At 65.2% G+C, this 25,933-nt stretch carries 23 protein-coding genes, 2 tRNA genes and 2 pseudogenes; 22 read left to right on the forward strand and 5 right to left on the reverse strand.

Features of this window, described 5'->3' with window-relative positions:
- Window positions 1-14 precede the first annotated feature (14 nt).
- The gene (locus tag KIH79_RS04670; RefSeq protein WP_219058349.1) at window positions 15-1,148 is read left to right on the forward strand and encodes a CPBP family glutamic-type intramembrane protease; all 1,134 of its coding nucleotides are present in this window, start codon (window positions 15-17) and stop codon (window positions 1,146-1,148) included.
- A 101-nt stretch (window positions 1,149-1,249) separates the two neighbouring features.
- On the opposite strand, the gene KIH79_RS04675 is transcribed toward KIH79_RS04670, so the two are convergent.
- Window positions 1,250-2,083 (reverse strand): Cof-type HAD-IIB family hydrolase, encoded by an 834-nt coding sequence (locus KIH79_RS04675; protein WP_219058350.1) that lies wholly within the window; start codon window positions 2,081-2,083, stop codon window positions 1,250-1,252.
- Window positions 2,084-2,379: 296 nt separating this feature from the next.
- Here KIH79_RS04675 and KIH79_RS04680 point away from each other — a divergent pair, with 296 nt between their 5' ends.
- From KIH79_RS04680 to KIH79_RS04735, 12 genes are all read left to right on the forward strand, one after another.
- Entirely contained in the window at window positions 2,380-3,351 is a 972-nt protein-coding gene (locus KIH79_RS04680) for a MetQ/NlpA family ABC transporter substrate-binding protein (protein WP_219058351.1), read from the forward strand.
- A gap of 147 nt (window positions 3,352-3,498) precedes the next feature.
- On the forward strand, window positions 3,499-4,674 hold the full coding sequence (locus tag KIH79_RS04685) for a methionine ABC transporter ATP-binding protein (RefSeq protein ID WP_219058352.1): 1,176 nt from the start codon (window positions 3,499-3,501) through the stop codon (window positions 4,672-4,674).
- Between the two features lie 20 nt (window positions 4,675-4,694).
- A complete protein-coding gene (locus KIH79_RS04690; RefSeq protein WP_219058374.1) occupies window positions 4,695-5,390 on the forward strand; it encodes a methionine ABC transporter permease in 696 nt (231 codons plus the stop codon).
- Window positions 5,391-5,502: 112 nt separating this feature from the next.
- Window positions 5,503-6,651 (forward strand): M20 metallopeptidase family protein, encoded by a 1,149-nt coding sequence (locus KIH79_RS04695; protein ID WP_219058353.1) that lies wholly within the window; start codon window positions 5,503-5,505, stop codon window positions 6,649-6,651.
- Between the two features lie 75 nt (window positions 6,652-6,726).
- Window positions 6,727-8,424 (forward strand): NAD+ synthase, encoded by a 1,698-nt coding sequence (locus tag KIH79_RS04700; RefSeq protein ID WP_219058354.1) that lies wholly within the window; start codon window positions 6,727-6,729, stop codon window positions 8,422-8,424.
- 127 nt (window positions 8,425-8,551) lie between these two features.
- Complete coding sequence (locus tag KIH79_RS04705) at window positions 8,552-8,776, forward strand: hypothetical protein (protein ID WP_219058355.1); 225 nt, start codon at window positions 8,552-8,554, stop codon at window positions 8,774-8,776.
- Between the two features lie 104 nt (window positions 8,777-8,880).
- Complete coding sequence (gene pflB / locus KIH79_RS04710; RefSeq protein WP_219058356.1) at window positions 8,881-11,253, forward strand: formate C-acetyltransferase; 2,373 nt, start codon at window positions 8,881-8,883, stop codon at window positions 11,251-11,253.
- A 153-nt stretch (window positions 11,254-11,406) separates the two neighbouring features.
- A complete protein-coding gene (gene pflA / locus KIH79_RS04715; protein WP_033492087.1) occupies window positions 11,407-12,288 on the forward strand; it encodes a pyruvate formate-lyase-activating protein in 882 nt (293 codons plus the stop codon).
- Between the two features lie 98 nt (window positions 12,289-12,386).
- Window positions 12,387-13,034 (forward strand): DUF3000 family protein, encoded by a 648-nt coding sequence (locus KIH79_RS04720; protein WP_219058357.1) that lies wholly within the window; start codon window positions 12,387-12,389, stop codon window positions 13,032-13,034.
- A complete protein-coding gene (locus tag KIH79_RS04725; RefSeq protein ID WP_236023614.1) occupies window positions 13,024-14,310 on the forward strand; it encodes an HRDC domain-containing protein in 1,287 nt (428 codons plus the stop codon). The genes KIH79_RS04720 and KIH79_RS04725 overlap by 11 nt, the downstream gene beginning before the upstream one ends.
- A gap of 53 nt (window positions 14,311-14,363) precedes the next feature.
- The gene (gene tig / locus KIH79_RS04730; RefSeq protein ID WP_219058359.1) at window positions 14,364-15,761 is read left to right on the forward strand and encodes a trigger factor; all 1,398 of its coding nucleotides are present in this window, start codon (window positions 14,364-14,366) and stop codon (window positions 15,759-15,761) included.
- Between the two features lie 208 nt (window positions 15,762-15,969).
- The gene (locus KIH79_RS04735) at window positions 15,970-17,355 is read left to right on the forward strand and encodes a chloride channel protein (protein WP_219058375.1); all 1,386 of its coding nucleotides are present in this window, start codon (window positions 15,970-15,972) and stop codon (window positions 17,353-17,355) included.
- A gap of 171 nt (window positions 17,356-17,526) precedes the next feature.
- On the opposite strand, the gene KIH79_RS04740 is transcribed toward KIH79_RS04735, so the two are convergent.
- Both KIH79_RS04740 and KIH79_RS04745 read right to left on the reverse strand, forming a co-directional pair.
- Window positions 17,527-17,799 carry a DUF4160 domain-containing protein gene (locus tag KIH79_RS04740; RefSeq protein WP_219058360.1) on the reverse strand — a complete coding sequence of 91 codons (273 nt, stop codon included), beginning with the start codon at window positions 17,797-17,799 and terminating at the stop codon, window positions 17,527-17,529.
- Entirely contained in the window at window positions 17,783-18,043 is a 261-nt protein-coding gene (locus tag KIH79_RS04745; protein ID WP_219058361.1) for a hypothetical protein, read from the reverse strand. The genes KIH79_RS04740 and KIH79_RS04745 overlap by 17 nt, the downstream gene beginning before the upstream one ends.
- 240 nt (window positions 18,044-18,283) lie before the next feature.
- Between KIH79_RS04745 and KIH79_RS04750 the strand changes: the two genes are divergently transcribed.
- The 8 genes from KIH79_RS04750 (at window position 18,284) to KIH79_RS04785 (ending at window position 24,320) form a co-directional block, all read left to right on the forward strand.
- Window positions 18,284-18,754: a type I restriction-modification enzyme R subunit C-terminal domain-containing protein gene (locus tag KIH79_RS04750; RefSeq protein WP_219058362.1), complete on the forward strand. Its 471-nt coding sequence runs from the start codon at window positions 18,284-18,286 to the stop codon at window positions 18,752-18,754.
- 122 nt (window positions 18,755-18,876) lie between these two features.
- The gene (locus tag KIH79_RS04755; RefSeq protein ID WP_219058363.1) at window positions 18,877-19,482 is read left to right on the forward strand and encodes an ATP-dependent Clp protease proteolytic subunit; all 606 of its coding nucleotides are present in this window, start codon (window positions 18,877-18,879) and stop codon (window positions 19,480-19,482) included.
- 5 nt (window positions 19,483-19,487) lie between these two features.
- Window positions 19,488-20,210: an ATP-dependent Clp protease proteolytic subunit gene (locus KIH79_RS04760; protein ID WP_219058364.1), complete on the forward strand. Its 723-nt coding sequence runs from the start codon at window positions 19,488-19,490 to the stop codon at window positions 20,208-20,210.
- A 99-nt stretch (window positions 20,211-20,309) separates the two neighbouring features.
- Complete coding sequence (clpX, locus tag KIH79_RS04765; RefSeq protein WP_219058365.1) at window positions 20,310-21,638, forward strand: ATP-dependent Clp protease ATP-binding subunit ClpX; 1,329 nt, start codon at window positions 20,310-20,312, stop codon at window positions 21,636-21,638.
- Window positions 21,639-21,881: 243 nt separating this feature from the next.
- Window positions 21,882-21,955 (forward strand) — tRNA-Arg (locus KIH79_RS04770).
- Between the two features lie 34 nt (window positions 21,956-21,989).
- Window positions 21,990-22,063, forward strand: a tRNA-Arg gene (locus KIH79_RS04775).
- A gap of 171 nt (window positions 22,064-22,234) precedes the next feature.
- Window positions 22,235-23,500, forward strand: coding sequence for a Na+/H+ antiporter NhaA (locus KIH79_RS04780; RefSeq protein ID WP_219058376.1), 1,266 nt, complete (start codon window positions 22,235-22,237; stop codon window positions 23,498-23,500).
- Entirely contained in the window at window positions 23,487-24,320 is an 834-nt protein-coding gene (locus tag KIH79_RS04785) for an LOG family protein (protein WP_420829353.1), read from the forward strand. Before KIH79_RS04780 ends, KIH79_RS04785 begins: the two co-directional genes overlap by 14 nt.
- A 114-nt stretch (window positions 24,321-24,434) precedes the next feature.
- Here KIH79_RS04785 and KIH79_RS04790 read toward each other — a convergent pair whose 3' ends face one another.
- Both KIH79_RS04790 and KIH79_RS04795 read right to left on the reverse strand, forming a co-directional pair.
- Complete coding sequence (locus tag KIH79_RS04790; RefSeq protein WP_219058366.1) at window positions 24,435-25,106, reverse strand: O-methyltransferase; 672 nt, start codon at window positions 25,104-25,106, stop codon at window positions 24,435-24,437.
- A 46-nt stretch (window positions 25,107-25,152) separates the two neighbouring features.
- A pseudogene (locus tag KIH79_RS04795) lies at window positions 25,153-25,629 on the reverse strand (4Fe-4S dicluster domain-containing protein); the annotation flags it as partial.
- Between the two features lie 43 nt (window positions 25,630-25,672).
- On the opposite strand from KIH79_RS04795, the pseudogene KIH79_RS04800 reads away from it, so the two are divergent.
- A pseudogene (locus KIH79_RS04800) lies at window positions 25,673-25,933 on the forward strand (2Fe-2S iron-sulfur cluster-binding protein); the annotation flags it as partial.

The following is a 25,933-nucleotide window of genomic DNA, read 5'->3' on the forward strand; positions in this document are numbered from 1 at the left end:
AGAAGGGACTCATCATGAGCAACGTCACTCCGCCATCGTCCGACACACCTCTGCCGACGTCGCCCGGACAGTACGATCCGTCCGGTTCGTCCGCAACGCCGTCGTTGCAACCATCGCCGGGATCGTCGCCGCAACCGCAGCGCGCGGGAGCGGCCGGCCTCCATCATCTGCTGCTCGGCGACACGCTGCCGATCCGCCAATACGACCTGCTCGCCGCCGACCATCCCCACCGCTGGTACGATCCGCGGGAGCCCTTGCGATTTCGCGCATGGTCGCGCGGCCTGGCGTTCGTCGGCATCCTGCTGGGCGTCATGATGACGGTATACGTCATCGGCTTCACCATAGTGGCCATGAACTTGCCGGACGGCTCATGGGCGCCGGACTCATTGAGCACGTCTTCACCGGTGGTTGTGGTCAACTCGATCGCCGAATTGACGGCGGCCGTCGTCGCGTATCTGATCGTCACGCTCGTCATGGAACGACGCCGTCCGCCGGCCGAATTGTCGCCGCGGCGCGCGTTCGGCGTGATTCGCGGCATGATCGCCGCCTTCGCGTGCATTGCGGTGTGCCTCGGCGTGATCGCCTTGTTCGGCGGCTACCGGATCGTCGGATTCGACGCAGGCTACTCGCCGTGGGCCGACCTGCTGACGATGGGATTCACCGCCGGCATCGCCGAGGAAATCATGATGCGCGGCATACTGCTGCGACTCACCGAAGAATCACTCGGATCATGGGGTGCGGTGGTGCTCTCCGCGTTCGTGTTCGGCATCATACACTGGGCCAATCCGGACGGTTCCCTCTGGGGCGGTCTCGCGATTGCCATCGAAGCCGGCCTGCTGTTCGGCGCGATCTATCTGGCCACGCGCTCGCTGTGGTGGTGCATGGGATTCCACTTCATGTGGAACATGGCCGAAGGGCCGATCTTCGGGTCGATCGTTTCGGGCACGGGCGAACAGCGTTCGTGGCTGGTCGCGCAGTGGAACGGTCCCGAGTGGCTGACCGGCGGTTCGTTCGGTCTTGAGGCGAGCATTGTGCCGGTCATCGTGCTTGGCGGCCTTGCCATTGCCGTGCTCGTGCGCCTGCAGCGTCTCGGCCTGATGATCGAGCCGATCAAGGCCCGTAAACGCCGGTTCGGCATTCCGGCGTGACGAGCCGCGCATGCCTGCGCCGCATATATGATGACGGGCGTATGCTTCAGGGAATGGGTGATATTCCCTGAAGCATACGCCCGTCGTGTATTGCGAGCGGCTTACAGAATGCCGAAATGCAGCAGCGCGTTCATGATGCCGTCGTGGTCGACGTCGTCGGTGACGTAGTCGGCCGCGGCCTTGGCCGGTTCGGTGGCGTTGCCCATCGCCACGCCGATTCCCGCGAACTCGAGCATCGCCGCGTCGTTGCCGCCGTCGCCGAACGCGATCGTCTGCTCGCGCGTCCAGCCGTAATGGCGCATGAAGCGCTTCATGCCCTCCGGCTTGCCGCCGTCGGCCGGGATCAGGTCGGTGAAGTCGGGATGCCAGCGCACGCCCTTGACGTTGCGGCACAGCGCCGTCACCTCGGCCTCCTGTTCGAGGGTGATGTACGGGCTGATCTGGAACGTCTCGTGGCTGATCGTGCGCGCGTGCGGGTCGTCGATGTGCACGGCGGGCGCCGTCTTGCCCAGCTGCGCCCACGTGCGGCGCATGGAGTCGGTGACCTGGTTGAAGTACACGTAGTCCTTTTCGCAGAAGTTCGCCACCACGTCCGGGTGCGCGTCCAGCCAGCCGACCACCGTGGCGATGTCGTCCGGGTCGAGCGACTCCTTTTCAAGGAACCCGCCGTCATCGAAGCAGTACTGGCCGTTCAGGCCCACGATGCCGTCGAACCGTACGGGGATCATGTCGAGCACCACCGTCATGTGCGAGGGGGCGCGGCCGGTGCAGATGAACACCTTGACGCCGCGGTCCTGCAGCATGTGCAACGCGCGGATCGTCGAGTCCGGGATCACGTGTGTGACGAAGCTGGTGAGCGTGCCGTCGATGTCGAAGAACGCGGCGCGGATGTCCCGTGCCGCGGATGCGCCGTGAATCGTGTCCGTCATGGTCATGGCCAAACCTCCGCCTGTCTTGCGCGTCGTCACAACGTTACGTTCCCAGTGTAGCGGCCGACGCGGGCGCGCGGGGTCGTCGCACCGCCCCGACATGTCCGTGGCCGCGTCCGCAATGCGGCATCGGCGACGGGCATGCGCGTCGATAACGGGTTATCGCATCCGCGCGGACATTGGCCGTTGCCGCGCGCTATAAGCAACGCGTATACGGCAATCCGCCCCATTCCGCCGATTCGCCGGCGTGGACGACGTATGGTGGGATACGTCATCAAGCCAAGCATGAGAGAGGAAGACTCATGGCAAGCACAACCCAGCAGCCGGCATCCCCGGTCAACCCGAACGAGCCGGTGCGCGTCAACCACACCGTGCGCAACGTCGTCATCGCCGTCGTGGTCGTGGCCCTCGTCGCCGTGGCCGTGTTCTTCGGTCTGCGCATCGCCAACGGCAACGAAAGCGACGCGAAGGGCTCCGCGAACAACCCGGTCAAGATCGGCGTGGTCGGCGCCACCGACCCGCAGTGGACGGTGTTCCAGAAGAAGGCCGAAGAGGCGGGCATCCACGTCAAGATCGTCGACTTCCAGGACTACACCTCCGAAAATCCGGCGCTCGACTCCGGCGAGCTCGACCTCAACGAATTCCAGCACCTGCTCTACCTCGCCAACTACAACGTGCAGAACAACAAGGACCTCCAGCCGATCGGCGGCACCGCCATCTACCCGCTCGGCGTGTACTCCGACAAGGTCAAGAGCATCAAGGACATCAAGTCCGGCGACACCGTCGCCATCCCGAACGACGAAACCAACCAAGCGCGCGCCATCGGCGTGCTCAAGGCCGCCGGCCTCGTCGAACTCAAGGGCGACTGGACCGCGTTCACCACGCCCGCCGACATCGACACCGCCAAGTCCAAGGTCAAGGTCACACCGCTGAAGGCCGAACAGGTCGCCAACTCGCTCAAGGACCCGACCATCGCCGCGGGCGTCGTCAACAACGACTACGTCGCCGACGCCGGCCTCAAGCCCACCGACGCGATCTACCAGGACAACGCCGAAAGCGAGGAAGCCCGCCCGTACATCAACGTGTTCGTCTCCCGCAAGGCCGACGTGAACAACGAGACCTACAAGAAGCTCATCAAGATCTTCCAGACCAAGGACGTGCTCGACAAGCTGCAGGAGAACTCGGGCGGCACCGCCGTCTTCGCCGACAAGTTCAGCGCCTCCGACCTGCAGGGCTACCTGGCCGACATCGAAAAGGACGCCAAGGCCCAGTGACCGTCCGTCCGCCGGTGCAAGGTAGCCCGAACGGCGTAGCATCGGCATGACGCCGGCCATCGGCATCACGGCTCCTCCCATCGCGCCCGGCGCGGCGGGAGGAGCCTCGACCATGCGTGCGGCGCGCGCATCGACAAGGAGAACCGCATGTCCCAACCCATCATCACGTTCGACCACGTGGTCAAGGAATTCCGCGACAGGGGCGCCAAACGGGCGTTCAGGGCCGTCGACGACGTGAGCCTGACCATCAACCGCGGCGACGTGTTCGGCGTCATCGGCTATTCGGGGGCCGGCAAATCCACGCTGGTCCGCCTCATCAACGAACTGGAGCGGCCCACGTCCGGCACGGTCACCGTGCTCGGCAGCAACGTCACGGCGCTCGGCGAGTCCCAGCTGCGGCCGATCCGCCAGAAAATCGGCATGATCTTCCAGCAGTTCAACCTGTTCTCCACGAAAACCGTCGCGCAGAACGTCGCCTATCCGCTACAGCTCGACCATTGGCGCAAGGACTATCAGGACCGCCGCGTCGCCGAACTGCTCGAGTTCGTCGGACTCGCCGACCAGACCGGCAAGTATCCGTCGCAGCTGTCCGGCGGGCAGAAGCAACGCGTCGGCATCGCCCGAGCGCTCGCCACGAACCCCGAGATCCTGCTCGCCGACGAGGCGACCAGCGCGCTCGACCCGGACACCACCAGCGAGGTGCTCGCGCTGCTCAAACGCGTCAACGAAGAATTCGGCATCACCATCGTGGTCATCACGCACCAGATGAACGTCGTGCAACGCATCGCCAACCGCGTGGCCGTGATGAGCGCCGGACGCGTCGTCGAGTCGGGCGACGTGTACGACGTGTTCGCGGCTCCCCGCGAGGCCGTCACCAAACGGTTCATCGCCACGGCCGTGGACGGCGTGCCCGAACCCGAACGCGTCGCGCAGCTGCACCGCGACTGGCCGGGCAGGATCGTGACCGTCCTGATCCGGCAGAAGGACGTGGCCGCCGGCGAGCACGGCGACGCCGTGGCCGCGTCCGGCCAGAACATCTCGCAACTGATCGCCCGTCACGGCGTGGCCAGCAGCCTGCTGTACGGCGGCATCGACACGGTGGGCGGCAGCGCGATCGGCGCGATCACCTACGAATTCTCCGGCGACGAGGCGCGGCTGCGCCCGTTCCTCGACGAATTGGGCCGCGACAGCGATCTCATCGACTTCGGCACGGCAGCGTGTCCCGTCGACTACGATGCGGCGCTTGCGGCCGCCGGCCCGCGCGCGGCCGGAGCCGACCGGCACGGCGAACGCGACGAGAACGAGAAAGGGGAGCCCCGATGAACGCATACCCGACGAACGCCATGGCGGAACCGGTCCTGCTGGCCGCGCGTCCGACCGACTGGACGGTGCTCAAACCGCTCCTGTTCCAGTCCATCGGCCAGACGCTCGAAATGGTGCTGATCACGCTCGTGATCGGAGGTTTCCTCGGCCTCGTGCTCGGCGTCGTGCTGTACGGCACGAGACCCGGCAACCTGTTCGAGAACGCGGTCGTCTACCGCATCCTCGACTTCATCGTCAACATCATCCGGCCGATCCCGTTCATCATCTTCCTCGCCGCGATGCAGCCGGTCACCATCGCCGTGGTCGGCACGTCGATCGGCACCGTGGCCGCGATCTTCCCGATGGTCGTCATGTGCACCGTCGCCACGTCGCGCCTCGTCGAACAGAACCTCGTGCCCGTGGACCACGGCATGATCGAGGCTGCCCGCGCCATGGGCGCCTCCAAGCTCACGATCATCCGCACCGTGCTCATCCCCGAGGCGCTCGCCCCGCTCATCCTCGCCTACGCGTTCCTGTTCATCGGCGTGCTCGACATGTCCGCGATGGCCGGCTACATCGGCGGCGGCGGACTTGGCAACTTCGCCATCGCCTACGGCTACCAGAAGTTCGACCAGACCGTCACCTGGACGGCCGTGATCATCATGATCGTGCTCGTGCAGGTCGTGCAGGGCATCGCGAACGCGATCGCCAAGCGCATCCTCAAACGCCAGCAGTGACGCGCCGTACGAACGTTTGCGCTTCCGCACGTCCGCACGAAACCATCCAATCGTCCCAACCATCGCATCCGCGGCCGTCATGCGGCGGCCGCACACCAACCAAGGAGGCACCATGACCGAACACATCACCGCAGGCGACGACCTGATCGCCATCCGCCACTACCTGCACCAGCATCCCGAACTGAGCTTCAAGGAATACGACACCACCAAGTACCTGGCCGACCAGCTGCGCGAACACGGCATCGAAGTGCTCGACAGCGGCCTCGACACAGGACTCGTCGGCCTGATCGAAGGCGCGAAGCCCGGCCCGCGCATCGCGCTGCGCGCCGACATCGACGGTCTGCCCATCCACGAGGACACCGGACTGCCGTTCACGTCGCTCAACGACGGCGTCATGCACGGCTGCGGCCACGACCTGCACATGTCCGGCCTGCTTGGCGCCGCGTTCTGGCTCGCCGAACACCGCGACCGGATCGCCGGCAGCATCAAGATTCTCTTCCAGCCCGCCGAAGAGCAGGGCATCGGCTCGCGCGAAGTCCTCGCCGCCGGCGTGCTCGACGACGTGGACACGATCATCGGCACACACAACAACCCCAACTACAAGCCCGGCGAAATCGCCATCGGCCCCCAGCCGATGATGGCCGGCTGCGTCAAGTTCGACGTCACCCTGCACGCGCAGGGCACGCACGGCGCCTACCCGCAGAAGGGCACCGGCCCGATCGAGGCGCTCGCCTCCATGATCCTGTCGCTGCAGACCATCGTCAGCCGCAACGTATCCCCGCTGCACGCGGTCGTGCTCTCCATCACCGCCGTGCGCGGCGGCGACGTGTGGAACGTGATCCCCGCCGAAGCCGGATTCAAGGGCACCGTGCGCTTCTTCGAGAAAACCGACGAGCCGCTGGTCCACGGCCGCTTCGAGACCGTGGTCAAGCAGACCGCCGCGGCATACGGCATCAGCGCCGACATCGACTGGGACTGCATCCAGCAGCCGCTCGTCAACGATCCCGAACTCGGCGCGGCCGTCGCCGGCGAAGTCGGCGACTACGCGACGCTCAAGCCGATCATCCCGAGCATGGCGGGGGAGGACTTCACCGAATACGCCGTCAAGTCGCGCCTCGTGTTCGCGTTCATCGGCTCCAACGGCGAGCCCGGATGCGCCGACTGGCACAGCCCGCACTTCGTCGGCCTCGACGCGGCCGTCGAACCGACCGTGAACTTCTACGTCAACGCCGCGCTCAAGGTGCTCGACGAGATCGCCTGACCACGGCCGGACGCCCGGCGCGGCGAACCATGTCGCGCCGGCGCGAACTACACCGGACGAACTACACTGGCAGCTATGACACAGATTCGCTTCGCACTCGCCCAAATCGACACCTGCGTCGGAGACCTAGACGGCAACGCCGACAAGATCATGCGCTACGCGCACCTCGCCGCGCAGCACCACGCGCAGGTCGTCGTCTTCCCCGAAATGACGCTCACCGGATACCCCATCGAAGACCTGGCGCTGCGCCGCACGTTCCGCCAGGCCGCATGGGACAAAGCCAACTGGCTCGCCACCGAACTCGAAGCCAACGGGCTCGGCGACCTGTACGTGGCCGTCGGCACCGTCGGCACCGACCATGCCTCCGACAAGCCGCGCAACCGCATGGTGGTGCTGCACGACGGCGTCGTCTGGGCCGGATACGACAAGCACTTCCTGCCCAACTACGGCGTGTTCGACGAATTCCGCATCTTCGCCGCCGGAGACAGGTCCGTCGTGCTCGACGTGGACGGCGCGCGCATCGGCGTGGCCATCTGCGAGGACATCTGGCAGGACGGCGGCCCGGTGGCCGACCTCGCGCAGCGCGGCGTCGACGTGCTCATGACCATGAACGGCTCGCCGTACGAGGAGGGCAAGACGCATGTGCGCCACGAGCTCGCCGCGCGCCGCGCCGCCGAAGTGAACGCGCCGGTCATCTACGTCAACCAGGTCGGCGGACAGGACGACCTCGTCTTCGACGGCGGCAGCTTCGTCGTCGACCGCGACGGCACCATGCTCGCGCGCTCGCCGATGTTCATGGAGCACCTGAGCTTCTTCGACCTCGACACGACGGCCGACCGCCAGACGCCCGGCGAGATCGCGCCCGAACTCGACCCGGACGAGGAGGTGTACACCGCCTGCGTGCTCGGCCTCAAGGACTACATGGCCAAGAACCGCTTCCGCGGCGTGTGCCTCGGCCTGTCCGGCGGCATCGATTCCGCGCTCGTGGCCGCCATGGCCGCCGACGCGGTGGGAGGCGAGAACGTGCAGGGCATCTCCATGCCGAGCATGTACTCGTCCGACGGCTCCAAGGACGACGCGGCCGACCTCGCGGACAACATCGGCGCCAAATACGACGTCCAGCCCATCGAACCGCTGTTCGTCGCCTACCAGAAGCAGCTCGACCTCGACGGCGTGGCCGCCGAAAACCTGCAGGCGCGCATCCGCGGCGTCATCGTCATGGCCTACTCGAACTCCAAGGGCCTGCTTGCGGTGGCCACCGGCAACAAGTCCGAACTGGCATGCGGCTATTCGACGATCTACGGCGACGCGGTTGGCGGCTATGCGCCGATCAAGGACCTGCTCAAGACGCGCGTGTGGGAGCTGAGCCGCTGGCGCAACCGTGCGGCCGCGGCCGGCATGGGCATCGGCGGGCTGCACATCGTCGGCAACGAGCAGGGCGACCCCGGCAAACCGCTCAAGAACGGCGTGATGATCCCGGTCAGCTCGATCGAAAAGGCGCCGAGCGCCGAACTGCGCCCCGGCCAGAAGGACTCCGACTCGCTGCCCGAATACGGGCTGCTCGACAAGGTGCTCGCCGCATACATCGAGCACGCGCACGGCCGCGCCGACCTGCTGGCCGACGGCTTCGACGAGCAGACCGTCGACACGGTGATGCGTCTCGTGGACCGCGCCGAATGGAAGCGCCGCCAGTACCCGCTGGGGCCCAAGGTCACCGCGCTCGCGTTCGGCCGCGACCGCCGCCTGCCGGTGACGAACGCGTTCCGCGAGTAGCGTTCGCCCGGGCGTTCGCCGTACGGACGCCGCGCGCGGATACGCGTACATGATCGATACGCGATTCGGCCGCGCACGTTCCCGATTTCGGGCATGTGCGCGGCCGTTCGACGAAGAAGGAGCGATGATGACCGACAAGGAATGGTATTTCAACACCGTCACCGAACAGCCGGAGCTGGGCAAGCTCTCGCCGATCGGACAGCGCATGGGGCCGTACAAGACGCGTCAGGACGCGATCGACGCGTGGAAGATCGCCAAGGAGCGCAACACCGTATGGGACGAGCAGACGCGCGAATGGAACAAGTGGGGATCCGCCGGCGGATCGGGCGTGAACGATAACGATCAAATGTGAGAAAGCTCACGCGTTCGCCCCTCACGCCGGCGTTCCCGCACCGCTACAATCAGTAACCGTAAAGCGGCGTCGAAGAAGCGCCGAACGCAACACCAAGGAGTGACATGACAGCAGTTGAGAATGCAGTCTCCCAGGAAGAGCTGGAGGCCAAGGCCTGGGCAGGCTTCACTGAAGGCAACTGGCAGAAGGACATCGATGTCCGCGACTTCATCCAGAAGAACTACACGCCGTACACCGGCGACGAGTCCTTCCTCGCCAACGCCACCGAGCGCACCAAGCATCTGTGGAAGTACCTCGACGACAACTACCTCGCCGTCGAGCGCAAGCAGCGCGTCTACGACGTGGACACCCACACCCCGGCCGACATCGACGCCTTCCCGGCGGGCTACATCGAGTCCCCGGAGGAGGACAACGTGATCGTCGGCCTGCAGACCGATGAGCCGTGCAAGCGCGCCATGATGCCGAACGGCGGCTGGCGCATGGTCGAGCAGGCCATCAAGGAGGCCGGCAAGGAGCCGGATCCGGAGATCAAGAAGATCTTCACCCGCTACCGCAAGACCCACAACGACGGCGTGTTCGGCGTCTACACCAAGCAGATCAAGATCGCCCGCCACAACAAGATCCTCACCGGTCTGCCGGACGCCTACGGCCGCGGCCGCATCATCGGCGACTACCGCCGCGTGGCCCTGTACGGCGTCAACACGCTGATCAAGTTCAAGCAGCGCGACAAGGACTCCGTCCCGTACCGCAACGACTTCACCGAGCCGGAGATCGAGCACTGGATCCGCTTCCGCGAGGAGCACGACGAGCAGATCAAGGCCCTCAAGAAGCTCATCAAGCTCGGCGCCGAGTACGGCCTCGATCTGTCCCGCCCGGCCCAGAACGCCCAGGAAGCCGTGCAGTGGACCTACATGGGCTACCTCGCCTCCGTCAAGAGCCAGGACGGTGCCGCCATGTCCTTCGGCCGCAACTCCGCGTTCTTCGATTGCTACATCCAGCGCGATCTGGACAACGGCGTGATCGACGAGACCCGCGCCCAGGAGCTCATCGACAACATCGTCATGAAGCTGCGCATCGTGCGCTTCCTGCGCACCAAGGACTACGACAACATCTTCTCCGGCGACCCGTACTGGGCGACCTGGTCCGACGCCGGCTTCGCCGACGACGGCCGTCCGATGGTCACCAAGACCTCGTTCCGTCTGCTCAACACGCTGACCCTCGAGCACCTTGGACCGGGCCCGGAGCCGAACATCACCATCTTCTGGGATCCGAAGCTGCCGGAAGGCTACAAGCGCTTCTGCGCCAAGATCTCCATCGACACCTCGGCCATCCAGTACGAGTCCGACAAGGAGATCCGCTCCCACTGGGGCGACGACGCCGCCATCGCCTGCTGCGTCTCCCCGATGCGCGTCGGCAAGCAGATGCAGTTCTTCGCCGCCCGCGTCAACTCCGCCAAGGCCCTGCTGTACGCAATCAACGGCGGCCGCGACGAGATGACCGGCATGCAGGTCATCGACAAGGGCGTGATCGACCCGATCAAGCCCGAGGCCGACGGCACGCTCGACTACGAGAAGGTCAAGGCCAACTACGAGAAGGCTCTCGAGTGGCTGTCCGAGACCTATGTCATGGCGCTGAACATCATCCACTACATGCACGATAAGTACGCGTACGAGTCCATCGAGATGGCGCTGCACGACAAGGAGGTGTACCGCACCCTCGGCTGCGGCATGTCCGGCCTGTCCATCGCCGCCGACTCGCTGTCCGCCGTCAAGTACGCCAAGGTGTACCCGATCTACAACAAGGACGCCGAGGATCTGCCGGGCCACGAGTACGAGTACGTCGAGGGCGCCGATGACGATCTGGTCGTCGGCTACCGCACCGAGGGCGACTTCCCGATCTACGGCAACGACGACGACCGCGCCGATGACATCGCCAAGTGGGTCGTCTCCACGGTCATGGGCCAGGTCAAGCGCCTGCCGGTCTACCGCGGCGCCGTCCCGACCCAGTCCATCCTGACGATCACCTCCAACGTGGAGTACGGCAAGAACACCGGTTCCTTCCCGTCCCGCCACAAGAAGGGCACCCCGTACGCCCCGGGCGCGAACCCGGAGAACGGCATGGACTCCCACGGCATGCTGCCGTCGATGTTCTCGGTCGGCAAGATCGACTACAACGACGCGCTTGACGGCATCTCGCTGACCAACACGATCACCCCCGACGGCCTCGGCCGCGACGAGGAGGAGCGCATCGGCAATCTGGTCGGCATCCTCGACGCAGGCAACGGCCACGGCCTGTACCACGCCAACATCAACGTGCTGCGCAAGGAGCAGCTCGAGGACGCCGTCGAGCACCCGGAGAAGTACCCGCACCTGACCGTGCGCGTCTCCGGCTACGCGGTGAACTTCGTCAAGCTCACCAAGGAGCAGCAGCTCGACGTGATCTCCCGTACGTTCCATCAGGGCGCCGTCACCGACTGATCACGGCGATAGCCTCTGCGTGAACGACACGCGGTAACCGAAGGGGTGGGGCCGGCGAGCCCCGCCCCTTCTTTCATGCGCTCCCCGTTTTCTCGGCTTCCGCTCGCGTCACGGGAACGGGGAGGCGCGACAAGACTTTTCAGGAGGACAACGATGCCCGACACCACGCAATTCCGCACCACCACCCGACACATGCTCAAGGAGTCGAAGACCTACGCCAGCCAGACGCTGATGGGAGGCCTCTCCGGCTTCGAGTCCCCGATCGGCCTCGACCGGCGCGACCGCATCGAAGCGCTCAAGACCGGCGACATCGGATTCGTGCACTCGTGGGACATCAACACCTCCGTCGACGGCCCGGGCACGCGCATGACCGTGTTCATGAGCGGCTGTCCGCTGCGCTGCCAGTACTGCCAGAACCCCGACACGTGGAAGATGCGCGACGGCCAGCCGGTGTATCTGGACGCGATGATCAAAAAGGTCGAACGCTACGCCGACCTGTTCAAGGCCACGCACGGCGGCATCACGTTCTCCGGCGGCGAGTCGATGATGCAGCCCGCGTTCGTCTCGCGCGTGTTCCGCGCCGCCAAGGAAATGGGCGTGCACACCTGTCTTGACACGTCCGGATTCCTCAACAAGAACTACACCGACGAGATGATCGACGACATCGACCTGTGCCTGCTCGACGTCAAGTCCGGCGACGAGGAGACCTACCACAAGGTCACCGGCGGCCTGCTGCAGCCCACCATCGACTTCGGCCACCGCCTCGCCAAGGCCGGCAAGAAGATCTGGGTGCGCTTCGTGCTCGTGCCGGGCCTCACCTCGTCCGAGGAGAACGTCGACAACGTGGCGAAGATCTGCGCGTCCTTCGGCGACGCGCTCGAACACGTCGATGTGCTCGGCTTCCACCAGCTCGGCCGCCCGAAGTGGCACGAGCTGCGCATCCCGTATCCGCTCGAGGACCAGAAGGGACCGTCCGCGGCGCTCAAGAAGCGCGTCGTCGAACAGTTCGAATCGTACGGCCTGACGGTCTACTGACGCGCCCGCGGCGGGCGCCGGAACGGAATCGGGTGGAATGTCGCCGTCCGCGCGTGCCGATGCGGTGAAAAGACGGTCGTTGCACGTAGTCTGGAGACATGGCTGAGATCTTCGCTTTCCCGGCGGCGACGAGGCCCGGCGACGAGGCCGTGATGTCCGGGCGACCCGACGGCGTGCCGGATGACATGTGGCACGCCGTCGAATCGGCGCGCGCGATGAGGCGCGAGCCGTCGATGCGGTATCGCGAAATACCGGTCCCGGCGTCTCTTGCGGATTTCGGGCTCGGAGTCGAGCTTGAATCCGTCGCGTCGCTCGCCGCGTCATCGTCGTCCGCCGCATCGTCCGCGGCCGTTTCCGCGCCGGCGGCCAGCGGCTGGATCATGCTCCTGTATTCGCGTTCGTTCCGCGTCGACTGGCAGTCGCGCTGGCGGTGCGTCGCGTTCGCGTCGTTGCCGCTGGAGACGCGGGAGAACGACGGTTTGGCCCCGGACATGTACTGGGACGACATGTGCGGTCATCTGCGCGGCGTGCTTCCGGCCAGTTTGGGCGGCACGGTGACCGTCACACGGAACACGTCGTTCGGCACGCTGGCGGGGCAGGGTTCGGTCGGTTGCGAGATGCGGGTATCATGGACGCCGCTTGAAGATACCGATGGCGGAATGGACGCGGGGGGCCAGATACGGTCGTGGGCCCGGTTCGTCGGTTCCGCCGCACGCGACGAGGAGGAACCGACCGTTGACCGATGAGCCGAGGCTGCAGACCGAACCGCGGGGCGGTGTTCCCGACGTCACGTCGACCAGGCGCGGCTTCGAAGCCGTATGCGACCGATTCGCCGAGGCCGGCGGGTCCGTGGCGGCCGATGCGGAACGCGCTTCCGGATATCGCTACGGTCATGAGGATTGGCTGATCCAGTTCAAGCGCGAGGGCGCGGGCATCGCGCTGCTCGACCCCGTGGCGCTCGGAGCGGAGGGCGTCGACTGGAACCGGTTCAACAGGGCCGTTTCCGGCGCGACGTGGATTCTCCACGACTCATTGCAGGATCTGCCAGGCTTCTCCGATCTGGGACTGCACCCGGACGCGCTGTTCGACACCGAAATCGCGGCCCGGTTGCTCGGCCTGCACCGGTTCGGTCTGGCCGCCGTCACCGAGCACTATCTCAACATCACCCTTGCCAAGGAGCATTCCGCGGCCGACTGGTCGTACCGTCCGCTGCCGCGCGACTGGCGCAACTACGCGGCGCTCGACGTCGAGCTGCTCATCGAGCTCGAACGGCTCATGCGCGCCGACCTCAAACGCCAGGGCAAACTGGAATGGGCCGAAGAGGAGTTCGCCCACGCGCTGAGCGAAGGCACCGGCCCGCAGCGCGAGCATCCGGTGCCGTGGATGCGCGTCTCCCGCATCACCGTGCTCAGCCACGACCGCCGCGGGCTGGCCATAGCCAAGGCCCTGTGGGAGGAGCGCGACCGGCTCGCCCGACGGTACGACATCGCGCCGAGCCTGCTGCTCGCCGATTCGTCGATCATCGAAGCTGCGGTGAAGAAGCCGCGAAACGCGCGCGAATTCCGGGCGATACGATCGCTCAACGAACGCGTGCGCATGCACACCGGCGGCGAGCAGGACAAAATGTTCGAACGCTACGCGTCCATCCAGCGCAAGGTCAAGCCGTCCGTATGGCGGCAGACCATCCAGCAGGCGCTTGGGCTGCGCCCGTCCGAGCTGCCGACCATGCCGGCCAGCCAGCAGGACAACGGGCAGGGCAATGCGCCGCGGTCGATGAAGATCTGGGAGAGCCGGCATCCGCGGCGCGCGGAGACGCTCAAGCGCGTGCGCAGGGCGGTCAACCAGATCGCCGAGGACACGCGCACGCCGCCGGAAATCATCATCCGCCCGCAAATCATCCGCAACCTGTGCTGGACGGACGATCCGCGCAGCAGGGACGTGGCCGCGTTCCTGTCCGAGCAGGGCGCGCGCGACTGGCAGGTGAAACTGATCGCCGCGTCCGTGAGTAGGGTTATCATGTAACGGTTGCCCACTGGGCAGAACTATGACAGTACGACTTTTCAGGAGCGTTTAGCGTGAAGATCAGCGTCAGGAACCTCGAGCCTACCAAGGTGAAGCTCACCATCACCGTCGAGCCGGAGGAGTTCAACCCCTTCCTCGACGAGGCCCGCAAGGAGATCGGTAAGCAGGTGAACATCCCCGGCTTCCGTAAGGGCCACGTGCCCGGCAAGATCATCGACCAGCGCGTCGGCTTCGCCGCCGTTGCCGGCGAGGCCGTGAACAACGGCGTGCCGGAGCTCTACTCCCAGGCGCTGGACGAGAAGAAGATTCGTCCGATGGCCCAGCCGGAGATCGACGTGCAGGAGGTGCCGTCCTCCGCCAAGGACGAGACCAAGCTCAAGTTCGTCGCCACCGTCGAGCGTCGCCCCGACATCGAGCTCCCGGAGCTCGAGGGCCTGACCATCGACGTGGCCAAGCCGGAAGTCACCGACGAGGACGTGGCCAAGCGCCTCGAGACCCTGCGCCAGCGCTTCGGCACCCTCGTGGGCGTCGACCGCCCGGCCGGCAAGGGCGACTTCGCCAACATCGACCTGACCGCCGAGATCGACGGCGAAACCGTCGAATCCCAGGAGGGCGTCAGCTACGAGCTCGGCTCCAACACCATGCTCGACGGCCTCGACGAGGCGCTCGACGGCCTGTCCGCCGGCGAGGAGACCACCTTCGAGGGCACGCTGGAAGCCGGCGACCACGAGGGCCAGAAGGCCCAGGTCAAGGTCAAGGTCAACACCGTCAAGGCCGAGGAGCTCCCGGAGCTCAACGACGACTTCGCCCAGGATGCCTCCGAGTTCGACACGCTGGACGAGCTCAAGGCCGACATCCGCAAGCAGCTCGAGCAGGACGGCGAAGCCCGTCAGGCCACCGAGGCCCGCGACGCGTTCCTCGCCAAGCTGGCCGAGGGCGTCGAGATCCCGGTCCCGAAGGGCGTGAAGGCCGACGCGGTCGCCGAGCACCTCAAGTCCATGACCCCGGATCCGGAGAAGGCCACCGACGAGCAGAAGACTCAGGCCGAGGAAGCCGCCGAGAAGGAACTCAAGGACCAGATCCTCCTCGACACCCTCGCCGAGAAGCTCGACGTGAAGGTCTCCCAGGCCGACGTGTTCAACTTCCTCGCCTCCATCGCCCAGCAGTACGGCATGGATCCGAACGCGTTCATCAACGCGATCGTGAAGAACGGCCAGCTCGGCTCCGCCGTGGCCGAGGTCGGCCGCTCCAAGGGCCTGCTCGCCGGCATGCGCGCCGTGTCCTTCACCTCCGAGGGCGAGCCGCTCGACCTGAGTTCCTTCCTCGGCGAGGATGAGGCCGTCGAGGATGCCGTGGAGAACGAGAGCGTCGAAGCCGCTTCCGCCGCTGCCGCCGTCGCCGACGAGATCGCCAACGACAAGGCCGAGGAAGCCCCGGCCGACGCCGAGTGAGCGTGTCGCGCTAGACCGATAGTTCGGTAGCGTGTTGTGAAAGGCTTGGAATCGCCATGATTCCAAGCCTTTTGCGTTATGTGCGGTAGGCGTGACGCGTCGGCTGCCGGCCGTGCGATGGTGGATTGGCATTGGTTGCGACGTGCCGAGACAATGCCGGTATGACGATGGACAGGGGAGAAGGATGACGGAGAAGACCGAAAAGACCATGGCTTCGACGGATTGGAAGCGCATCGGATGGATGGCCGCCGCGGCGTTGCTGCTCGGCGCGGTGATCGGCGCGGGCGCGGGCCTGCTGACGCTGATGCTGTACGGCATCGAACGGGCGATGCTCGGCTACGTCGAAGGATCGGCCGCCCCCGGACCGTTCGCCGTGCCGGCCGTGCGACGCGCGGTGTCCGTGACGGTCGGCCTGACGGTCGCCGGCGTGATCTGGTGGCTGCTGCGCACGAAAACCACGAAAGTCCCGTCCGTCAAGAAAGCCGTCGCCGGAGATCGCATGCCGGTCTGGCAGACGATCATGCACGTGTGCCTGCAGATCTTCATCGTCGGCTCGGGCGCGTCGATCGGCCGCGAAGTCGCGCCGCGCGAACTCGGCGCGATGCTCGCGCAGCGCTTCTGCGACCTGTTCCGCCTGACCGGCATCGACCGACGGACCGTGGTGGCCGTCGCGGCCGGAGCCGGTCTGGGCGGCGTGTACAACGCGCCGTTCGCCGGCATGTTCTTCGCCGTGGAGATCCTGCTCGCCGACGTGGCGATCGAGAACGTCGCGTTCGGACTCGGCATGTCCGCCACGGCCGCGTTCGTCGCGTCCAGCATCAAGGGACGCCACGTGTTCTACGATATTTCAAACATGCAGAACGACCTCACGCCCACGCTGATGCTCGCCGCGCTGCTCATCGGCGCCCTCTGCGGCGTGGCGGGCGCATGGTTCCGCCGAGGCTCGCAATGGGCTGAATCGCATAAGCCGCAGGGTGCGGCGATCCTATGGCAGATGCCATTGGCCGGCGTGCTCACCGGCATGGTCTCGCTCGCCTTGCCGCAGATCATGGGCAACGGCCGTGCGGCCGCACAATTGGGGTTCAGCACGGTCTCCACTCAGGAGGGCCGTTCCATCGCCGAGCTGATCAACCCGGATTCCACGCTTTTCGGCACGAACAGCACTTACCTTTCGGATCTTGGGAGTACCAGCGATACCGTCTCCCCGTGGACGGCACTGGGCTTGAATCCGCGCCAGAGCGAACTGCTGCTGGTGATGATGGTGCTGGCATTCACGTTCATTGCCAAAGCGGCAATCACCTTGCTCACCATCCGTTCCGGCGCATCCGGCGGCGTGCTCCAGCCGGGCATCGCGCTCGGCTCCACGCTTGGCGCGATGTTCGGCATTTTCTGGGCGATGGCGTTCCCCGCGGATTCGGTCACCGCCTGCGCCCTCATCGGCGCGGCCGCGCTCCTGTCAGCCTCCCAGCAGGCGCCGCTCATGGCCATGTGCCTCGTGCTGGAACTCACCGCCGCCCCCAGCACGTTCTACGTGCCGGTCACGCTGGGCGTCGCCGTCTCCGCGTCCCTTTCCCATCAGCTGCTGCGCAAATAACTGCGTAGCTCTTTGATGTCTTGGGCGGGCACGCCCCAATTGTGCGCGACCTCGTATGAGGGAGTGTCGAACAGCACTGTGGCCAGATCGGTTTTTCGTTCGCAGATGATTCGGTGGTTGATCGGATTGCGGTACAGACTATAGGCACGGTAATGACCGAGGAGCCTGAGCCTAGGCATGGAATCGCACATAGCCGAAAACCTCCTGCCACGAAACGACGATGTCGGGGGAGACGGATCGAAGGAATTCGGTGATGCCACGCAGCTCTTTCGCCGTCATACCGTTTCCGACTCCGTCCAGTAGTACATCGCCGTTCTCAAGTATCCAGAATTTTGCGGCATTGGGAGACTGCCGGCCGCGGGCGACGTGCACGTGGACCGGTTCTCCGCTTTCGTTCGCCCAGAAATAGATGAGAAAACCGTGGATTCTATACAGACCAGGCATGATCAAGACCGCCTTCCCGCGCATATCGCATGATCGAGGTCATGCCGCGGGCGGTGGTGATAAGGAACGACGATGATTCTTCCTTGGTGAACCCGTCATTTTCGGTCAGGATGCCATCGGGAAGCTTCACTTCGGCATGTTTGCGGCCGTTGTCGAAGAATACACGCACGCTGCCGTCCGGCTGTACGTCGGAATGGGTGACCTTCGTTCCGTCGCCGGTTTCGTAGTAGTCGTACACGTGCATGATGGCCTCCTTGACGCAATTCCATTGTAGGGCAGGAGGCGAGGGGGAATCGAAAGCATTCATTGTCGGTCCTTTCATATGCGGCGTCGTTCCAGCGTAAGGTGACAGTGCCGTGCTGCACAAGCCAAAACGGCATGTGTGGTCGAATGGCCGAGAACGTCGGAATATGGCGGTTGCGTTGATGGAAAGGGGATGTGGATAACCGGACGACTGCGTGGCGATGGTCGGGGAGACGGTAGAGTGAGGAAGGATTCAGCCGTGATGGTCGCCCGGGCGACCGGCGACCCCGCGAAGGCCTACACGACCAAACTCCGCGCAATCGCCGCGCAGCTGGGCGAACGCATACTCGTCCATGAGCTCGGATCGCAAACCGACTATGAAACCACATACGGATCGCTGCCGTTCGGACTGCTGGTGCGACGAGTGGCCAAACTCGACCATGCGGCCGCGATGGCGGCGTTCGCCGAGTTTGTCAACGCGCACACGCTCAACCAGACCCAGATCGGCTTCCTGCACACTGTCATCGACTACATCGAACACAATGGATACCTCGACCCCGAACAGCTCGCCAAACCTCCGTTCGATCATCCGCGCCCGATGCTCAAGCTGTTCGATACGAAACAGGCGATGGATCTGATCCTGTGCATCCGCAAGGTGCGGGACAACGCCATGCCGCCGGAGCAGACGCACATCGGAGCTCTCGCCGGCTGACGTTCGTCGCAACGCTATGCGGGTAGCCGAAAAGGGGCGGAAGCGCGGCGGCGGTCGCTTTGAACGGGTAATGTAGCTAAGCGTAATGTTTTATGAGTCAAGGAGATAAGGTGGCAGGTTTCATGACACCCTCACCCACGATGGGCGACGGCGACGCCCCGTCCATGGTGGATCCGATTTTCAACCGGTTGCTCAAGGACCGCATCATCTGGATGGGCGAAGAGGTCAAGGACGATATGGCCAACCGCATCTGCGCGCAGATGCTGATGCTCGCGGCCGAGGATCCGAAGAAGGACATCTGGCTGTACATCAACTCGCCGGGCGGCTCGATCACCGCCGGCATGGCCATCTACGACACCATGCAGCTCATCGAGCCCGACGTGGCGACCGTGGGTCTCGGCATGTGCGCCTCGATGGGCCAGTTCCTGCTGAGCTCCGGCACGCCGGGCAAGCGTTTCCTCACCTCGCACGCGCGCGTGCTCATGCACCAGCCGTCCGGCGGCATCGGCGGCACCACCACCGACGTGCGCATCAACGCCGAGCTCATCATGGACATGAAGAAGACCCTCGCCGAACTGACCGCCAAGCAGACCGGCCACACCGTCGAGGAGATCTACCGCGACAACGAGTACGACCACTGGTTCACCGCGCAGGAAGCGCTCGAATACGGCTTCGTCGACAAGATCGTGTCCACGCACGACACGATGAGCGCGCAGGAAGGGAAGTGAGCATCATGGCATCCGAAGAAGCGAAGTTCGTTCAGCGTGCCGAGCGTCTGGCCGGTCAGGCCGGCGTGGTCGGCTTCATGCCGGCCGCCGCGCGCGAGGCCGCATTCGCCGGCCGCGTGGCCGCCGCCATGCCGCAGGACCGCTACATCCTGCCGCAGTTCAGCGAGAAGACGCCGTACGGCATGAAGACGCAGGATCCGTACACCAAGCTGTTCGAGGACCGCATCATCTTCATGGGTGTGCAGGTCGACGACACGTCGGCCGACGACATCATGGCCCAGCTGCTCGTGCTCGAAAGCATGGACCCGAACCGCGACGTGATGATGTACATCAACTCGCCCGGCGGCTCCATGACCGCGATGACCGCGATCTACGACACCATGCAGTACATCAAGCCTGACGTGCAGACCGTGTGCCTCGGCCAGGCCGCGTCCGCCGCCGCGATCCTGCTTGCCGCCGGAACCAAGGGCAAGCGCCTGATCCTGCCGAACGCGCGCGTGCTCATCCACCAGCCGGCCATCGACCAGGGCTTCGGCAAGGCCACGGAGATCGAAATCCAGGCCAAGGAGATGCTGCGCATGCGCGAGTGGCTTGAGAACACGCTCGCCAAGCACACCGGACAGGACATCGAGAAGATCCGCAAGGACATCGAGGTCGACACGTTCCTGACGGCGCAGGACGCCAAGGCGTACGGCATCGTCGACGAGGTGCTTGAGCACCGTTCGTGAGTTCCGTCATGAGATACCCTCAGCCGGGTTCCGGCCGAGGGTATCTTTATATGCGATGTATGCGGCGAGGGCGGCAGCAACAAAGAACAGGGGAGTGACATGGGACGCGTGGTGAGCTACAACGAGGACGTGCCGCGTTGCACGTTCTGCGGCAAGACCGAGCATCAGGTGCACAAGCTGGTGGCCGGGCCGACCGCCGCGATCTGCGACGAGTGCATCGAGCTGTGCGTCGAGATCATCTCCGAGGAGCGGCGCCGCGGCGCCGACGTGAACGCGCTGTCCCTGCCCAAGCCGGCCGAGATCAGCGCCTACCTCGACCGGTACGTCGTCGGCCAGCAGGCCGCCAAACGCACGCTGTCGGTGGCGGTCTACAACCATTACAAGCGCGTCAACATGGAGTTGCGCGAATCCGCGTCGCAGCTGGGCGGCGACAAGGACGGCCGGCGGCCGTCACGTCGCGGCGCCGACCCGCTCGACGAGGTCGAGGTCGCCAAGTCGAACATCCTGCTGCTCGGCCCCACGGGCGTGGGCAAAACGTATCTCGCGCAGACGCTCGCCCGCGTCATGAACGTGCCGTTCGTCATCACCGACGCCACCACGCTCACCGAGGCCGGCTATGTGGGCGACGACGTGGAAACCGTGCTGCAGCGGCTCATCGAAGCCTCGGACGGCGACGTCGAGCGCGCGCAGCACGGCATCGTGTACATCGACGAAATCGACAAGATCGCGCGCAAGTCAGGCGAGAACACGTCCATCACGCGCGACGTGTCCGGCGAGGGCGTGCAGCAGGCGCTGCTCAAAATCCTCGAGGGCACCATCGCCTCCGTGCCGGTGGAGGGCACGCGCAAGCATCGGGACCAGGAGACCGTGCAGATCGACACGCGCGGCATCCTGTTCATCTGCGGCGGCGCGTTCGTGGGCCTTACCGACATCATCGGGCACCGTCTCGGCACCCGTTCCAGCGGATTCGGTACGGCATGGCATGATCGCGAGGTCGGGCCGGAGGAGCTGCTCGCGCAGGTCAACGCCGACGATCTCGCCGATTTCGGCCTGCTGCCCGAGTTCATCGGTCGACTGCCGGTCGTGAGCGTGCTGGACGAGCTGACCGAGGACGATCTGGCGCGTATTCTCGTGGAGCCGCGCAACGCGCTGGTCAAGCAGTACCGCAAGATGTTCGCCGCGGACGGCGTGGACCTCGCGTTCACCGAGGAGGCCGTGCGCGCGATCGCCGTGACCGCGATACGGCAGGGCACCGGCGCGCGCGGCCTGCGTTCGATCATCGAACGGACTCTGGAGAAGACGATGTTCGAATTGCCGAGCCTTGACGACGTCGATCAGGTGATCGTCGACGCCGCGGCGGTGCGTGGAGAGGGGCAGCCGAAGTACGTGCGGGCCGATACGGCCCAGTTGCGCAGGATCGCGGGGTGACGGCCGCGTCATGCCGGGACGGGCTGTCTGCGTCGCGTGGACGATATTGCGGTTGCCGCGCACGCCGATATGTTCCGCCACGTGGAAGAGGCGAGAGGCGCCCGATGCCGGCAGCGCCGTGGTTTCGTTGGAATTTCGCGGTTTGCAGCACGACATTCGCATGGCCGACCGGTGCGACACGCCGATTTGCGTCATGTGAAATGCTGTTGTATTCTCTTCGAGTTGCCAAAAACAAGACAACATGCGCCAGTAGCCCAGCGGATTAGAGCAGCTGACTACGGATCAGCAGGTCGCAGGTTCGAATCCTGTCTGGCGCACACCTCTTGCCACAAGAGGTAAAAGAGTGGCGTTGCGCCAGTAGCCCAGCGGATTAGAGCAGCTGACTACGGATCAGCAGGTCGCAGGTTCGAATCCTGTCTGGCGCACATGAGCCCTTGCGAGCGAATGCTCCCAAGGGCTTTTCCAATATCCGGGCATGTTGGTGAGACGTTTGCGCTCCCGGCCGAACATGCGAACATATGTTCGGTATGATGGATAACGAATACACCGCCAACATCGCGGCCGGCCTGATGGGCGGCGCAGACAACGGAGGCAGCATGGCCAGCAATCGTGGAGTGTGGGTGACGATGCGTCGCGTCGCCGCTTCGGACCGACTGTCAGGGCTGATCATGCTCGGATTCGCGTTGCTTGGCTTGGTGCTCGCCAATCTGCCGGCCACCGCTCATCTGTTCGAAACCGTCGCGGAAACGCATATCGCGGTGCCCCGCACCAATATTGACCTTCCCATCGGCCACTGGGCGCAGGACGGACTGCTCACCGTGTTCTTCCTGACCGTCGGGCTCGATCTCAAGCAGGAGCTGACCACCGGATCCCTCGCCAATCCCAAGGCGGCCGCCGTGCCCATGCTGTGCGCGGTCGGTGGCATGCTGGCGCCGCCGATCCTGTTCATCGCGGTGATCGCGCTGTTCTCGTGGTTTGGCCCCGGGGCGGAAGGCAGTCTCGTGCTCACCACCACCGGCAGCTCGATTCCCTTCGGCGAGATGGCGCATGGTTGGGCCGTGCCCACCGCCACGGACATCGCGTTCTCGCTTGCCGTGCTGGCCCTGTTCGCCAAGGGATTGCCCGGTTCGATCCGCGCGTTCCTCATGACGCTCGCCACCGTCGACGACCTGCTGGCGATCATTCTCATCGCCGTGTTCTTCTCGTCGCTCAACGCGTGGTACTGGTTCATCGGCATCGCCGTGTGCGCGGCCATCTGGTACCTGCTCGTGAGGCTGAAACGCGTGCCGTGGATCGCCGTCGGCATCGTCGGCGTGCTCGCATGGGTGATGATGTTCGAAGCCGGCGTGCATCCGACGCTTGCCGGCGTGCTCGTCGGACTGCTCACCCCGTCCCGCGAGATGTTCGGCGAGGACACCCCCCGCGCCGAACGGTACGCGACCAAGCTCCAGCCGTTCTCCGCGTTGCTGGCGTTGCCTGTTTTCGCGCTGTTCGCCACCGGCGTGCATTTTGAGTCGCTCAGCCCCATGCTGCTGCTCTCGCCGCTGGTCATCGCGCTCATCGTCGCGCTGGTCGTGGGCAAGCCGCTCGGCATCCTCGCCACCGCGTGGATTTCTACGCACATGGCCGGGTTGGCGATGGCGAAGGGATTGCGCGTGCGCGACATGATTCCCGCAGCCTGCGCGTGCGGCATCGGATTCACGGTGTCGTTCCTCATCGCGTCTCTGGCCTATGCGAACGCGGAGCTCTCCGCGGAGGCCCGATTCGGGGTGCTCGTCGGATCGCTCGTCGCGGCGACGTTGTCCGGAATCCTGCTCAGCCATCAGTCGAACCATTGGAAGGAGCGTCATGACAGGCACTGAACGAATCCGCGAGACCGGAAACGGCGACGCCGCCGGAACCGTGAACAACGCCGACGCCCCGGACCATGCCCTCGCCGACGGCGTTGCCGGAGGCTCGCCGCTCGGCATGACCTATCAGAGCGGACCCGCCATCATGCGCGGCAGCATGATTCCCGCCGACAGCAGCGTCGCACGACTGCTCAGCGACGATCATGGCAGCGACTGGCTCGACATGGACCCGTGGCGCGTCCTGCGCATCCAATCCGAATTCGTCGAGGGATTCGACACGCTTGCGGACCTCGGGCCGGCAGTCGGTGTGTTCGGTTCGGCCCGCACCAGGCCGGACGATCCCGCATACCAGGCGGCGCGGCGCATGGGCCGGCTCATCGCGGAACAAGGCATCGCCGTCATCACCGGGGGAGGTCCGGGCATCATGGAGGCGGCCAACAGGGGAGCGGCCGAAGCGGGCGGCAAGTCGGTCGGCCTCGGCATCGAGTTGCCGCGTGAGCAGGGCCTCAACGGCTACGTCAATCTCGGATTGAGCTTCCGCTACTTCTTCGTGCGCAAAACCATGTTCTGCAAGTATTCGTCCGGCGTGATCGTCTGCCCCGGCGGTTTCGGCACGCTCGACGAAATGTTCGAGCTGCTCACCCTGGTGCAGACCCACAAGGCCACGAAAATGCCGGTGGTGCTCTACAATTCCGCCTATTGGCAGGGATTGTTTGACTGGCTGAACGGTCCGGTCACGGACCACGGCATGATTTCGTCGCTGGACCCCAAGCTTGTCCGCATCACCGACGATGCGGACGAAGCCGTTCGCATCGCCACCAGCGGCGTATGAGAGGCGCATGACAAGGGCGTCGCCCCGCTATATGCCGACACAAAAAGCGACGGGGCGGCCGCGTCGGCATGCACTGCCGATATGACCGCCCCGGATGCCGCCATGCCATAAGCGTCAGCGTTTGACCGCGACGAGCAACCCCGTGCCGGTCGGAGTCAGCGCCGAATCGAACTGTTCGTCCGATTCGACCAACGAAATGAACTCGCGCATGGCCACGGCCTTGGGACCGCGATCCGCCGGATTGAGCAGACCGCCGTTCGCCGTCGGAGTTTCCAATGCGAACACATCGGTGAACGCGACCACGCCATGGCCTCGCAGCAGACGCGGCGCCTGCTCAAACGTGGACGCATAGTTCTCCACGTCGCCGGAAACGACGATCAGATCGTAATCGGCGCCGTTCAGACGCGGCAAAAACACGCCGGCTGGCGCATTGACCGCGCGCAGACGGGTTGCGGTCCGATCGGACATCTTGCCGAACAGCGAGCGCAACAGCGCAATGCCCTGCGCGGACGAGTCGACGGCGGTCAACTGGCCGGCATTGCCAAGCCCGTTGATCAGCTGCAGGGTTTCCACCACGGAGCCGGTGCCCACCGAAATCACCGACGTGGCACCGGTGAGCTTCACCAGCATCGCCAGCCATGCGGCCTGAGCCGCCGAACCCTGCGGGAATCCCGCCTCCTCGGCCTGTATGCGTGCCGAAGCCAACGCCTCCGGCTGCAGGGTGAACGCATGATCCTCCGCGAACTCCCACGCCTTGGCGAGATTCGTATACGATGTCCTGTCCATAACCACCTACTGTAACGAGCAACGAATCGCGGCGACCGGGCCGCTTTCAGCGTTCCTTCACACGGGCGACGATCTGCCACATCTCCTCGCCGACGTCAATGCCGCGCGGGCACTGCCGCGAGCAGGCGCGCACCGACTGGCAGGCGGCCACGCCGTCGGCAGTGTCGATCGCGTCAAGACGCGCCATGGTCGCCGTGTCGCGCGAATCGTTGACGAACCGGGAGGCGGCGATCAGCGCCGCGGGGCCGATGAACGCGTCGCCGCCGGCGAACACCGGGCAGCTGCCCTCGCATACGCCGCATGCAATGCAGTTGGTGAGGGTCTCGTACTTGGCGAGCTGCTGCGGATGCTGCAGGTATTCGAACACGTCCACCTTGCCTTCGCTCGTGGTGGCGAGCACGCCGTCGGCCTGCAGATACGGCTTGAGTTTGCGAATCTGGTCAAGCATCGGATCGATGTCGGCGATCAGATCGCGCTGCACGGGAAAACCGGGCAGGGGAGCCAGTTCGATCACGCCAAGGTCCGCATCATTGTCGGAATCGTCTGCGGCATTGGATGCGGCACCGGACGCGGTGGCGATCAACGGCACGCCGACGCTGCTGTGCACGGCCACCGTCTCCGACTGGGCCGAGCGGCCGAATCCGCTGGCGCAGACCGACGAGGACGGTTTCCGCCGCACCGGCGGCGCGGACGGAGACATCGCGTCCGGTGCCGCATCCAATGCCGCAGACGATTCCGACAATGATGCGGACCTTGGCGTGATCGAACTGGCTCCCCTGCCCGGTTTTCCCGTGCAGCGCGATCTGATCGCCGACATCGATCCGATG

Origin of the sequence: Bifidobacterium miconis (genome assembly GCF_019331735.1) — a bacterium.
GTDB lineage: Bacteria > Actinomycetota > Actinomycetes > Actinomycetales > Bifidobacteriaceae > Bifidobacterium > Bifidobacterium miconis.

Excerpts from the sequence above, each read along its gene's own strand:
- KIH79_RS04690 (WP_219058374.1), top strand. The coding sequence starts at position 4,695 with ATGGCGGAACCGGTCCTGCTGGCCGCGCGTCCGACCGACTGGACGGTG.
- KIH79_RS04755 (WP_219058363.1), top strand. The coding sequence starts at position 18,877 with ATGACACCCTCACCCACGATGGGCGACGGCGACGCCCCGTCCATGGTG.
- KIH79_RS04790 (WP_219058366.1), bottom strand. The coding sequence starts at position 25,106 with ATGGACAGGACATCGTATACGAATCTCGCCAAGGCGTGGGAGTTCGCG.
- KIH79_RS04675 (WP_219058350.1), bottom strand. The coding sequence starts at position 2,083 with ATGACCATGACGGACACGATTCACGGCGCATCCGCGGCACGGGACATC.
- KIH79_RS04695 (WP_219058353.1), top strand. The coding sequence starts at position 5,503 with ATGACCGAACACATCACCGCAGGCGACGACCTGATCGCCATCCGCCAC.
- KIH79_RS04685 (WP_219058352.1), top strand. The coding sequence starts at position 3,499 with ATGTCCCAACCCATCATCACGTTCGACCACGTGGTCAAGGAATTCCGC.
- KIH79_RS04700 (WP_219058354.1), top strand. The coding sequence starts at position 6,727 with ATGACACAGATTCGCTTCGCACTCGCCCAAATCGACACCTGCGTCGGA.
- KIH79_RS04785 (WP_420829353.1), top strand. The coding sequence starts at position 23,487 with ATGACAGGCACTGAACGAATCCGCGAGACCGGAAACGGCGACGCCGCC.
- KIH79_RS04720 (WP_219058357.1), top strand. The coding sequence starts at position 12,387 with ATGGCTGAGATCTTCGCTTTCCCGGCGGCGACGAGGCCCGGCGACGAG.
- KIH79_RS04735 (WP_219058375.1), top strand. The coding sequence starts at position 15,970 with ATGGCTTCGACGGATTGGAAGCGCATCGGATGGATGGCCGCCGCGGCG.
- pflA (WP_033492087.1), top strand. The coding sequence starts at position 11,407 with ATGCCCGACACCACGCAATTCCGCACCACCACCCGACACATGCTCAAG.
- KIH79_RS04760 (WP_219058364.1), top strand. The coding sequence starts at position 19,488 with ATGGCATCCGAAGAAGCGAAGTTCGTTCAGCGTGCCGAGCGTCTGGCC.
- KIH79_RS04745 (WP_219058361.1), bottom strand. The coding sequence starts at position 18,043 with ATGCACGTGTACGACTACTACGAAACCGGCGACGGAACGAAGGTCACC.
- clpX (WP_219058365.1), top strand. The coding sequence starts at position 20,310 with ATGGGACGCGTGGTGAGCTACAACGAGGACGTGCCGCGTTGCACGTTC.
- KIH79_RS04670 (WP_219058349.1), top strand. The coding sequence starts at position 15 with ATGAGCAACGTCACTCCGCCATCGTCCGACACACCTCTGCCGACGTCG.
- KIH79_RS04680 (WP_219058351.1), top strand. The coding sequence starts at position 2,380 with ATGGCAAGCACAACCCAGCAGCCGGCATCCCCGGTCAACCCGAACGAG.
- pflB (WP_219058356.1), top strand. The coding sequence starts at position 8,881 with ATGACAGCAGTTGAGAATGCAGTCTCCCAGGAAGAGCTGGAGGCCAAG.
- KIH79_RS04705 (WP_219058355.1), top strand. The coding sequence starts at position 8,552 with ATGACCGACAAGGAATGGTATTTCAACACCGTCACCGAACAGCCGGAG.
- KIH79_RS04780 (WP_219058376.1), top strand. The coding sequence starts at position 22,235 with ATGGCCAGCAATCGTGGAGTGTGGGTGACGATGCGTCGCGTCGCCGCT.
- KIH79_RS04740 (WP_219058360.1), bottom strand. The coding sequence starts at position 17,799 with ATGCCTGGTCTGTATAGAATCCACGGTTTTCTCATCTATTTCTGGGCG.